The organism is Dysgonomonas gadei ATCC BAA-286 (assembly GCF_000213555.1).
GTDB classification, from domain to species: domain Bacteria; phylum Bacteroidota; class Bacteroidia; order Bacteroidales; family Dysgonomonadaceae; genus Dysgonomonas; species Dysgonomonas gadei.
The window spans coordinates 688,832-701,124 of record NZ_GL891979.1; the positions used below are offsets into that span (position 1 = coordinate 688,832).

The 12,293-nt window shown below is 43.2% G+C and carries 10 protein-coding genes; 6 read left to right on the plus strand and 4 right to left on the minus strand.

Translation table 11 applies throughout. The annotated features are described in order from the left end of the window. The first annotated feature begins 254 nt into the window (after positions 1 to 254). A complete protein-coding gene (locus tag HMPREF9455_RS02510; protein ID WP_006798008.1) occupies positions 255 to 3,293 on the plus strand; it encodes a SusC/RagA family TonB-linked outer membrane protein in 3,039 nt (1,012 codons plus the stop codon). A gap of 102 nt (positions 3,294 to 3,395) precedes the next feature. Beyond that, positions 3,396 to 5,105, plus strand: a complete 1,710-nt coding sequence (locus tag HMPREF9455_RS02515; protein ID WP_006798009.1) for a RagB/SusD family nutrient uptake outer membrane protein — start codon at positions 3,396 to 3,398, stop codon at positions 5,103 to 5,105. Positions 5,106 to 5,231: 126 nt separating this feature from the next. Here HMPREF9455_RS02515 and HMPREF9455_RS02520 read toward each other — a convergent pair whose 3' ends face one another. Together HMPREF9455_RS02520 and HMPREF9455_RS02525 are read right to left on the minus strand one after the other, a co-directional pair. Then, positions 5,232 to 5,957 (minus strand): DUF3307 domain-containing protein, encoded by a 726-nt coding sequence (locus tag HMPREF9455_RS02520; protein ID WP_006798010.1) that lies wholly within the window; start codon positions 5,955 to 5,957, stop codon positions 5,232 to 5,234. A gap of 5 nt (positions 5,958 to 5,962) precedes the next feature. Further along, positions 5,963 to 6,622, minus strand: coding sequence for a SatD family protein (locus tag HMPREF9455_RS02525; protein ID WP_006798011.1), 660 nt, complete (start codon positions 6,620 to 6,622; stop codon positions 5,963 to 5,965). 237 nt (positions 6,623 to 6,859) lie between these two features. Here HMPREF9455_RS02525 and HMPREF9455_RS02530 point away from each other — a divergent pair, with 237 nt between their 5' ends. The 4 genes from HMPREF9455_RS02530 to HMPREF9455_RS21285 all read left to right on the plus strand — a co-directional run bounded on the left by HMPREF9455_RS02530 (position 6,860) and on the right by HMPREF9455_RS21285 (position 9,638). Further along, positions 6,860 to 8,032, plus strand: a complete 1,173-nt coding sequence (locus tag HMPREF9455_RS02530; protein WP_006798012.1) for an XkdF-like putative serine protease domain-containing protein — start codon at positions 6,860 to 6,862, stop codon at positions 8,030 to 8,032. A 338-nt stretch (positions 8,033 to 8,370) separates the two neighbouring features. Further along, positions 8,371 to 8,727, plus strand: a complete 357-nt coding sequence (locus HMPREF9455_RS02535) for a hypothetical protein (RefSeq protein ID WP_044215348.1) — start codon at positions 8,371 to 8,373, stop codon at positions 8,725 to 8,727. A 43-nt stretch (positions 8,728 to 8,770) separates the two neighbouring features. Then, positions 8,771 to 9,382 carry a hypothetical protein gene (locus tag HMPREF9455_RS02540; protein WP_006798013.1) on the plus strand — a complete coding sequence of 204 codons (612 nt, stop codon included), beginning with the start codon at positions 8,771 to 8,773 and terminating at the stop codon, positions 9,380 to 9,382. Between the two features lie 97 nt (positions 9,383 to 9,479). Further along, positions 9,480 to 9,638 (plus strand): hypothetical protein, encoded by a 159-nt coding sequence (locus HMPREF9455_RS21285; protein WP_006798014.1) that lies wholly within the window; start codon positions 9,480 to 9,482, stop codon positions 9,636 to 9,638. A gap of 227 nt (positions 9,639 to 9,865) precedes the next feature. On the opposite strand, the gene HMPREF9455_RS02545 is transcribed toward HMPREF9455_RS21285, so the two are convergent. After that, positions 9,866 to 11,809, minus strand: a complete 1,944-nt coding sequence (locus tag HMPREF9455_RS02545; protein WP_006798015.1) for a hypothetical protein — start codon at positions 11,807 to 11,809, stop codon at positions 9,866 to 9,868. Between the two features lie 85 nt (positions 11,810 to 11,894). Then, positions 11,895 to 12,293 (minus strand): hypothetical protein (locus tag HMPREF9455_RS21615; RefSeq protein ID WP_006798016.1); only part of this gene is annotated, 399 nt, incomplete at its 5' end.

Here is a 12,293-nt window from a genome sequence, read left to right on the forward strand (position 1 = left end):
TAAAGAAAATTGATTATGTTTGTATCACAACAATCATATATGATAGTTTATGTTAAACCTTATTTTGTTGAAAATCAGATTTAACACATTATACCTTAATGTTTAACAGATTTATAAAAAGGAGGAAAGTATGAAAACATGAAACCATGGATTACACCCTACGTATGCAAGGATAATGCCCGGATCCACAGTGCATGCATAACCAATTTTTAACGATTTAACGCTTTATTATTAACAAATCTTATTAGAAATTAATGAAAACACATCGACAAATTAATGCCCCGAATTCAGGATTATTATGTAGGTCGTTTTCTTCTTTAGCAGTTGCCACTATAGGATTATTCCTGTTTTATGCACCCGATGTGCAGGCTATTGATGAAAATACTGAGAAAAAGACTGTCTCTCATGAAATCGCCCCTTTGCAAAAGGGACAAACTATCACTATAACTGTAACAGACGCAGATGGGCCTCTCATCGGAGCCAATGTAGTGGTAAAAGGTACCACTAACGGAAATATCGCGGATGCAGACGGAAAAGTTATACTGCACAATGTTCCCGAAAATGCCGTATTGGTAATCTCTTTCGTTGGTTTTATACCGAAAGAAGTTCCGGTAGGCAATCAGAATGCTATAACTGTAAATTTACAGGAAGATGCGAAGACACTCGAAGAAGTTGTGGTGATTGGATACGGTACACTGGATAAAAAGCAAGTAACCAGTGCCGTTACCTCCATTTCGGGAAAAGACCTGATGGTAGGAGTAGGCGGTTCCGATATATCCGCATCCTTACAAGGTAGAATCAGCGGGTTGATCATGAATAATATAGGGAGCGCCAATGCCGGTACAACATTCCAGCTGCGAGGGCTTACTTCTATCAATGCAGGTAAATCGCCACTGATCGTAATTGACGGATTCCCGGGCGGGGATATACGTTCACTTACACAAGACGACATTAAGTCGATAGACGTACTTAAAGATGCCTCTGCCGGAGCTATCTATGGTACACGCGCCACTTCGGGAGTAATATTGATTACAACCAAGAGCGGTTCGAATACCAACGGCAAGGTAAAACTGACCTATAGCAACGAACTTACTAAGAAACAGGCTTACGGGGCTCCTCAGATGCTTACCGGACGAGAATATGCCGAACATGGTATAGGCACGGATCACGGTTCGGATACAAACTGGTGGAATGAAATGATAAATGATGATAACTTCTCTCACAAGCACCATGTGGCTATAGATATGGGAACAGAAAAGGCTCAGGTATATACATCGTTCTTCTATGAAAAAAATCAGGGGATATCTTTGAGCGACGAGCGCGAAGATTATGGAGGACGTTTCAATGCCAATTTCAAACTGTTTGACGACTGGCTCGAAGTACGCCCGAATGTAGATTACCGTCAGGCATGGAGAAACAACAATATTCCGGCTTTCCAACAAGCTATGCGAAACAACCCTACACGTTCGCCTTACGACCCCGAAAGTGAAACCGGGTACAACGTATGGCTCAACGAGTCGCTGGACTATAATGTGGTAGCCGATGCCAGACTGAGCACTTACGAAGGGCTGGACAAATGGTTCAAACCGGAAGTCACCTTCAAACTGAATATAAAGCCTGTTCCGGGCTTGTCTTATTCGCAGACAATAGGTTACGAAAACCGTCAGTGGGAATATCACTTCTACAGGTCGCGCTATCATCGCTCCGAACTGGAAGAATCGCGCAGGGGTGCTGCATATCTCAATTTCAGCAAGACAGAAAATATTACATCCGAAGGATATGCAAATTATATCAAAGAATTTAACGGAGGGCATGTGCTAAATGCTACTGCCGGTTATTCGTACTTCGAAAACAATGGTGAAGGTTTCAGTATGGAAAACTTCGACTTCGATGTGGACGGTCTCAAGTTCTGGAATATCGGAGTTGGTTCGTACCGCAGTGACGGGAAAGCGAATCTGGCCTCAAGTAAAAATATCACAGAACGCTTGTTTTCGGTGTTCGGACGTGCCAATTATTCTTTTCAGGACAAATACTTGTTGCAGGCATCTCTCCGTCACGAAGGTTCTTCAAAATTTGCCGCAGACAATCGCTGGGCAGATTTCTGGTCGGTATCGGCGGGATGGCGTATTTCCGCTGAAAGTTTTATGAAAAGCCTTACATGGCTAAAAGACCTTAAAGTGCGTTTCGGTTATGGAGTAACGGGTAACAACGATTTCAGCTCTTCGTATATGGCCGATATGCTTAGTTCAGATGCTTACTGGATGCTACCTGACGGAACATGGGCATATTCGTTTGGTAAGTCACAGAACGTAAATTCCAAACTGGGATGGGAAGAGAATAAAGAATGGAATATTGGTGTCGATTATTCGATATTCGGAGACCGCTTCTATGGAAAATTTGACTATTATCGCCGTAAGATAGACAATCTGATTTATAACGTGAAAGTTCCTCAGCCGCCTTTTACACAGGGTTCTCAATGGCAAAACATCGGTAGTATGGAAAGTAAAGGCTGGGAATTCGAATTCGGTGGGGATATTATCCGCACTAAAGACTTCACATGGACTACCAATATGAATCTCAGCCACAACTCGGGTAAGATACTCAGCTTGTGGGGTAACAATACTTATTACAACGGTAACGGATTCGTTGCTCCGGGCACACCCGGCGATGCTGCGCGTATAGAAGAAGGTTCGAAAATCGGTTCATTCTACATCTGGAAATTTGCAGGGTTCGACGACGACGGAAACTTCCTTCTTTACAATAAAAACGGAGAAGTGATACCCGCTGCTCAAAAGACCGAAAATGATAAACAGTATATGGGTAATTACCTGCCTACACTGATCGTTGGCTGGCGTAATACGCTTACATATAAGAATCTGGATCTGGGTATCAGCCTGCGCAGTTGGATAGACTTCGATGTATATAACACCTTAAATATGTATTTCGGTATTCAGGGACGAGGAAATACCAACGTGCTCAAAGATGCTTACGGAAAGTTTGCCCACATTAAGGGAGAAAAACAGATTTGTGACTACTATCTCGAAGACGGTACATTCCTGAAAATCGACGCTATTACATTGGGATATACTCTGCCGATGAAAAAATACACCAAATTCGTTGACCGCATACGTGTTTACGGAACAGTGGGTAATGTTGCTACTATCACAGGCTACAGCGGTATGAATCCCGAAGTGAATATCACCAATTGGGATGGCGGTACGGAGAAATTCTGGGATGGTAGTTTCTATCCGATGACCCGCACATATACTTTTGGTCTTCAAGTGAACTTCTAAGATCGCAGACCTATTTATTATTCTGTTATAATCAAATATAACAGGTAGTTAGTCTGAAATAATATATCATTAAAAACTTTCTTCTTAAATACATAGGCAAGAATGAAAAAAAATAAGATAACTAAATTTATATTGTCGGGAGCCCTTTGTCTGCTCACAGCTACATCTTGCGATGTAGATCCGACTTTCTATACACAAGTAGTACCCGAAACGTTCTATACCTCGCAGGAAGCGGTATGGGAACGTTTCAACCGCCCTTTCACTCACTGGCGCTGGTATGTAGCCAATGACGCTCCCCGCTGGATGTTGCAGGAACTTGGTACAGACGAATTTTGTCAGCCTACCAGAGGTAGCGACTGGTTCGACGGCGCCAATTATCAGAAATTCCATCACCATGAATATACCGAAGATATGATTTTCGTCGAAACAGGATGGACAAACTTTGCGATGGGAGTAGCCCTTGCCTGGGATGCACTCGAAGACCTCGAAAAAGTAGACTTCGATGCCCTGGGTTTTCCACAGGGAACACGTGAATCGATGCTGAATCAGCAAAAAGCACTGGTAGCATCTTTGTACCTTGACGGGCTCGACTTTTTCGGAGGGGTAGCTCTATATACTACAACCCAGAGTGAGGTGAAGGGCCGTTCGACCGATAAGGAAACGTTCGACTTTATCGAAAATCTGCTCAAAGAAGCCATCCCTAACCTTCCATTAAAAGAAGAACTGGGTGGGCTGGAAAACGGCAGTATCAACAGGGCCGCAGGAGCCGCTCTTCTGGCACGCCTCTACTTCAATGCCAAATCGTATATCGGTACGGAAATGTATGCAGAGGCCGGACAGATATGTCAGGATATTATCAGTGGCGTATACGGCAAATATGAACTGGATGCGGATTGGACAAATATTTTCGGCTTCGATAATGAAACAAGTACCGAAATAATATGGTCGGTACCTAGCCAGAATGCCAAGCTGGAAACAGATGGTATGTACTGGGACCGTATGGTTCCTTACAACTACAGGAACTATCTGGGAGGATTGGAAGGTTCGGGTTCCAACAATGGTATCGGGCTGATTCCGAGCCTCGACCCGCTGGGCAATAAATATCCTTATAAACTGGGCGGTGCTTATTCCAAGTTCCACGATAACGATATACGCAAACAACCATACGTATATGAAAACAATGGCAAATATCGTGGAATGTTTATCGTAGGAAAACTGATCAACCCTACTAATCCCGACTGGGTTTGTACAGGTAGCCGTGAGTATAACGGGCAGATAATCACGATAGTGGATCAGGTGGCTTACTTTGCAAAAGTAGGTTCGGCCGAATATCCGACGGTAGCATCTCTAAAGTCTACAATCGCTACGGCCGAGGAGTCGTCGTGCGTGCGTGTAACCAAGCGCAGCCCGCGTCCAAATCAGAGTGAAAAGAACCGTAAGTTCGATCCCGATATTCCTATCATTCGTTTGGCCGAAATTTACTACACATTAGCCGAATGCAAAATGCGCGCAGGAGAAAAAGGCGAAGCGGCTCAATTGATTAACACCGTGCGCAAGCGTTATTTCGCAAACGGAAACGACCCTGATCCTGTTACGGCTTCCAACCTTGACAAATACCGTATGCTGGACGAATGGTTACGCGAATTTTTGGGCGAAGGCCGCCGCCGTACCGATCTGGTACGTTGGGATGCTTATGTGACAGAAGACTGGTGGGATCACAAAGCGACCAATAATCCAAATCTGAACCGCTTCCCGATACATTACAGCCTGATAGGGGCTAACAACTTACTGGAACAAAATCCGGGATATTAACAATGAGCAGATTGTTTGGTATATAAATGCCCGTTTACTGTTTAGGTATAGGCTTTAAACAGTAGAATTTGAGAGAGGCTGTCCGGGAAGGGCAGCCTCTTGTTTATTTTATATAATATACTGCTTTCAAAGTAGGTAATATTTAAAAACCACCCCGATAATGATAGCCACAGAAAAACTCGAAAGCGTTCCTATCATTACATATTCCGTCATTTTTATTTCCTGCAGTTCTTTCAGATCGCCATATCTGAATATTGACTTGGCTGCCAGAAGGAATCCGATGGCTTCGAAATTTCCGGTAAATATAAATGTAATTATAAGAAAGCGTTCGATGTAGCCAATCCATTTTCCGGCATCCTGTAGTCCGTTATTTCCTGTTATGTTCAACTGGCTGCTCCATTTTTCGGTGAATATGCCGATAAGTATCGAAGAGGGTTGCAGTATGAGGATATATGCTATCAGGACAATCCACATCTTATTGCCCGCAAAAAGGCCGGATATATATTCCCATAATGCCCCGAACTGGCCTTCACAGATAAGCCAAAGCAATATCAGAACAATAATATGTAACAGTTGGTCTATCAGGAATGGTTGCAGTCCTTCTTTCTTTCGCTTATATAGGAAATCTATTGCGAAATGACTGATTAGTATCCCTACGGGAATATACCAGCTTAACCATGCTCCTGCAATAATGTACGCCGCAATAGCATGTATCAGGCTGTGTATTATATTTGCTTTCAGACTTATCTCTATATTATCACTCTTTTTTCTGTCTACGAGCGATTTGGGCTGAAACAGGAAGTCACAGAGGAAATGTGCGCAAAGAAGCCTGAGTAAAATATTGATCTCCATCTTTTTTAAGATTTAAGTTTTTCCAAATCCGATACCTTTCTTCTGAACCGGCTTGCATATTTGATTATATTACCTGCTTTTGCATTTAACAGTAACTTGCTGACAGTCTGTTGCGTTTTTCCTGTTATTTCTGCAAGGTCTTTTTGAGATGTATGTTCCGCCAGCATAAGGGGATATACAACCGAAGCCTGTGCCTGTGTCCAGCCGGATACGATGTCATCAGCGAAGGTTGTGCTGACATTCAGTTCATCATTGAAGTCATTGTCAGGTGTAATAATACACATACGACTGTTCTTATCCAGCATATCAAATGCCTGACCCGACAACCGGAAGGCTTCTCCATCCGATTCCACGACGCTGTCTGTTATAAACTCGCCTTTTCCTATGCCTAAGCCCATACGCGCATCCCAGCGGAGATTGGCACCCGAATTCGCTGTCAGGGCAGCCCTTAATGCTATGGCTGTCCATACGGTAGCTTTGGCATTATCGGTAATTATCTGGAAGCTGTCGCCCCTGTATATCTCTATTCTGGCATTAGCTATTGCTAAAGTGTTGACATTAGAAATAGTGTTATGCAATATATCCAGTAGCCTGTCCCTGTTTCCGGAACTCAGTATTTCGGTAGAATCTACTATGTCGCCTGTTATTACTCCTATCCAACTCATTGCTCTTATTGTTTTATACAAAGATACTATTTTTTTATTTTACTTACAGCCTTTTTAGGTTGTTTTTTGTTAATACAGTCAATTTTGGTTGTTTTTTGTTAATACAGCTTGTTTTGGCTGTTGTTTTGACGTGATAAGAATAAATATTTTTTGTGATTAGATCAAAATGTTAATTTTTTTCATTTACCTGCATTTTTCCCCAATCCGATTATCTATACCCTAAAAAGCAGATAATCTATGAACTTACCTATCTACAACTGTATTATCGACGATAACGAAGACGATGTAACCGGCATCTGTGCCATATCTTTTGTCGATTGTCCGGCCAATGAGGTCGATTTCGTGGCATTGCAAAAAAACAGCGAACATATTCTTCTCAATCGCGACACGAAAAAACGCATACTCACAGGCGTAGTACTGAAACCCGAACAACTGATTTATCGCCACAGTGAAGAACTGGGCGACTATTACATCAAGTTTTCGGCCGAACAAATAGAGAAAATAGCACAGAAAATGATGCGTACCGGTGTGGCGCTCCACAATACCACACACCAGCATCAGACACCGCTCTCGGGCAATTATCTCACCGAACTGTGGATAGTGGCAGACCCGCGGACAGACAAATCAAAAGCATTAGGATTTGAAGACCTTCCCAAAGGGACCTTGATGTGCAGCTACAAGGTCGAGAATGAAAGATACTGGAACACAGAGGTGATGACCGGCCACGTCAAGGGCTTCTCTTTGGAAGGTTTCTTCAATCAACAACCGGATATTTCCAAAATTAAAAATCAAATGAATGTAAACATGAACAAAAAGAGACCGAAACAAACATTACTCGGCCGCATTGCACGCATGTTGCTTGACATCGAAGCCGTAGAAAAGGCGGATGTGACGGCTAGCGGTACGCCTTATGTAGTCTTTGTGCTGGCCGACGGCAAGGAAGCCTATGTGGACGAAGACGGATTTGCCACGCTCGACGGAGAACAAATGCCGGCCGGAGAGCATCAGCTTGCAAATGGCAATTTGCTGGTAATAGACGAGCAGGGACAATTCACAGAGACGCGCGAAGCATCGGAAGACAAAACCAAACCCGAAGAGACGAAAGCTCCGCAAACATTGAAACGCAGTAAGGCACGGCACAAACTAGCCACTTTCGAACCTAAAACAGCCGAAGCACTGAAAGCTAAGATTGCCGAAATGCAGCAAACTATCGACCAGTTGACTAAAACATTGGAAGACGCACAGTCGATGCTCGAATCCACAAAAGGGCAGGTAGAAGAGATGCGTAAAAAAACTCCGTCGGCACATCCTGCCGTTCAACTGTCGCACACAACTAAAAATGCTGGGGATATGACTACGGCCGAACGCATGGCAGCAGCTTTGAATCAGACAATAAACAGAAAGAAGTAATTAATTAACAAATTCGAAAATTAGCAGATTCGGAAATGGCGAAAACACATTTGCTAATATGCTAATATTCACATTAACAAATTGAAAATATGGCAAACATGTATGACATCTCATCACTGAATTATCAGCCGTCGACTAATATGGACTGGTTTAATTATTAATGCCAATCAGTAGTTAAAGTAACTATTGTAGTATAATATTGTTCTATTATTTTCTGCTTCACTACGTTTCGCTGAAACGTTCATTTTGGCATTGCCCAAAACGAACCAAAAGGCTAGCGCTCCTGTTGAGTCGCCTACGCTCCTCGATTTTCAATTCCTCGGGTACCCAAAACCGTTTTGCCGTCTGAATCAAACACACGGGCTATCGCCCCGTTTGATTCTACCCCGCCTGCAACGGATTGGGTACCCGGGGGATGCAGCCTTGATTTTTTGTTTCGTTTTGCATCAAGGCAAAATGAAAAACAAGCCGGATGGCGCGTTAGAAAAAATAGAACATTAAGTAATGTATTCGGCAACAGGCGTATGGCTTTTGCCGAAGTGATGGATGCCGCCGAGAAACACGGCAAACTACTCATCATATCCACCAATCTCCCGGTAGACGACATCCGCAAACGATACGGCGACCGTGTGCTGGACAGGATAAAATCGACCACAACGCGGATATTGTTTGAAGGGGAAAGCCTTAGGCAGTGAACAGTTAGCAGTCAACAATTCATAACTCATAACTACTATAAACATGAAACTAGGAAACAGCAACGGAAACAACACAGGTAAGAAATACTTTATCCGCGGACGCGACGACCGGGACGAGCCACAGCCCGCGCATCGTAAGAAAGCCGACGAGTTTAACGGATGGTTCACCGAGAATCACCAATCTCTGGCCAACTTCCTGATAGGCAAATATGCCTACAACGAGGATGTGTTTTATACCACTTATATGCGTATCAGCGAAAAGATTCTCTATTCGGGCATGATCGTAAAAGACTATAAGGCGTATTTCCACCGGTCTTATTTTACCAACTATATACAGGACAGCGAAAAGGAAAGCCGCTATGTAGCAATACCTGTGCACCATCACCTCGAAGCGCACCATTCCAATCCTCACGAGCATGAGCATATGCAGACGAAACTGGAGGATGATATATTCGATTATGTATATCGCCGCTATGACTTGCGTGAGTTTGAACTTTTCAAAATGTACATAACCCTCAAGCCGGCGGTCAATTACCATACGCTGGCCGCTATCACGCATGTGCAGGCGCATAAGATACAACGCATCGTATCCAGGATTCTGACCGATATACGCAGCAATAAAGTATTGGTGGGCAGGTACAGGGAGGTAAGGTAATTTATTTTTAATTAGCAGATTAGCAAAAATTAAATGAATATATCTATCCGGTAATTTGCTAATCTGCGAATTTGCTAATATACTAATTAAAAGAAGAATGTTTATAATCCGTGAAATCAGAATAACAGGCATCACCCGCCTGAAAGTAAATATAGAGACAGGCGATATCGAAAATATCCGCAACGAATGCGCCCGTACCTATAAAGTGAATAAAAGCAAGGTGAAATTTGTATATGACGAAAAAGATGATATATAAAATTAGGGCAAACGCATCAAAATACCTAAAGTTGTTTTCAGTCTCCTGTAGGGGCGTATTGCATACGCCCGCATAACAAAATATCACAATTAGGCGTATGCAATACGCCCCTACAGGCCTTCGATAGAAGTTGAACAATTTGATGCGTTTGCCCTAATATAAAATAGCAGGGGCGAACACACTCATTCGCCCCTGCTTATAATATAACCGGATATGCCTATGTCATTTTACCGTGTATTTATACCATTATATTGAGCCTGTTTGATAGCCCATGCCAAAGCATTTGCCATAAGACGGGCATTTTCCACGTTTCCTCCTGTCCATCCGGTGCGTGTCATAGGTTTGAAACTGGTATCGATAGCAAGGGGATATGTAGAAGCTGATCCTCCTGCGCCTGCGCCTGTAGCTCCATTATGGTTAGCTGCAAATCCACCCTCACTGATGAAAAGGAGATTATACCTTTTGTGTCTCAGTATCATTGGTGTGCCACTGCTATTTCTGGATAAGACAACGATCTCATCATCGTCGGGCAAACCTTGCGCGCCGGATGCACCATAACTGTCATTACCCCATAAGAGACCGCGTATATCGCCAAACGGGCCATTAACAATCTCGTCATTTACAAAATTCAGCGTCATCACATTCGTTGTTGTCCAGTCTGCCGTAATTGTATAGCCCGGATACAGAGCTTCAAAAAAGGCTTTCACCATTGCCTGACGCTCACATACAAAGATAAGTACCCCGCCTTTTTTCAAATAGTCGACCAGATTGGTGGCCATTGCTGATTTATCGGTAACATCAAGGTCAAACCCTGTAATGACGATATCAGGTTTAGTATCCAGATAACTCTTAACTGTAGCAGTATTATAGGCGGAAGATCCGCTCACAACGTTGTAAGGATAAAATGTTTGGGAAGATGAATAAGGTACTATTTTAACAGTACTGCTTTCCGTATTTCCAAAATTAACAGAAGCGTCCATCATCTTTCTCAGCCCCGACCCCGACTGGCCCAGATATCCCGCTGTATTCTCATAGTATCCGAACGCAAACACCGATTTTGTAGGGTAGCTGACTACCACAGTAGCTTTACAGGTAGAAACATCCGATGAACTGTTGGATGTGATCGTCATCACCTTATTCTCCACGCTGGTGGGTGTGCCGTAGCCCTGCAATTTCACAGTCTGGCTGGCAGTGTTCAGCATTCCTGACCCTTTGAAATAAATACCGTCCACGGTGTTTGTCTCTATCACATAAGTAGCCCCATATGGCGCTGTTACATTCAATGTCACTTCTATATAATTTTCATCCGGGTCCAGTTCCTTGTTTAACTGATACACACCTCTCACTTTGGTTGCGCTACAAGACATATAGTAAACAGGCTTCACCGAGGAGTCTTCCACCTTTATGTATAACGGGTCGCAGGCGTCCATCGCCTTGTTGTTGAATGTCACTTTTATCTGATCGCCGTTTCCTCCGGTCGGTGTATAGTCCAGAGGTGTCCCTGCACCGGGTATGGAAACGAAGTAATAACCGGGAGTTAAGAAAACGCCCGAAGCCGTGAAATAATAACCGTTGTCCGGATCGGGCATTGCTGTTATAGTATATGCTCCGGCCTTTGTCACATGCAATGGTATTGTCATATAATTCCCTGCATTTAAGGATACGTCGTTTTTATATATTCCGAAGAATTTCAGGGAATCGCAATTGCCAAGAGTTGCGATAGCATTGCCCATCTTGGACTGGAAGCAGTTCCACTGTTCTCCGTCCCATTGGTTAAGCCCCTGACAGAGTTCCTTGTCGTCATCTTCTACCAGATTGTACACGATAAGTCCTGTATGCGCCTTATCCAATGTCAGCTTATTAGCTGTATAATCGGTGCTGGGGCCGGAAGCAGGATTGTCAGGATCTGCGAGGAACATCGGGTAAAGTTCCTTTTTCTCCGAAAGAGTTACACGGGGGAGTGCCAGCCCTTTGCGGGCATTCAGTGTACTGTCAGTTACATTGTCCTTGTCTTTTAGTTGCAGCAAGGCTCCTGAGAGTGGCTCTTCATTTGTGCCTACGGTTACCTGTGCAGGCAGGGCCATACTTATACTTAATATTGCTATCAGCAATATCAGTATTTTAAAAATAGCTCCATTTCGATGTTTTTGTCTAAAGTTTGCTTGAATCATGTAGTTTTTCGTTTTAGTTCAAAAAAAAATAAATTACTTGTCTTTGTCTGTTATAATTTGTCATTCATCATCTCTTCTGTAATCATCATTGCGCAAAAGTTTCAATACCCCATATCCCTGCCCGATACTTTCCCAAGCCGCGACCAGGAGCGAGGGAGAAAAGATTTTTCCTAAAGACAACAAGAATCTCCCTATCTGTGAGGTATTGAAGCTTTTGCTTAAGATGAGTGTATGTTATAGTCCCCAAAATGGCCCGGCAGGACATGAAAATATTCGCATCTGCGAAGGTGTGAGGCCTGAACTTGTATTTATATATGGAAAATAATATATCGCGCGCGCATGTGCCCGCAATTATAATGGTGTGGCTTATATAGGTACATGTGTTTTTTACACTCCCCGGGATAAGGAATGTAAAGTATATTATAAAATGAAGAAATAAAGGTAAGGTGTTAAGTGTGGTTAGAAATTCTCTCTCTCTCTCTCT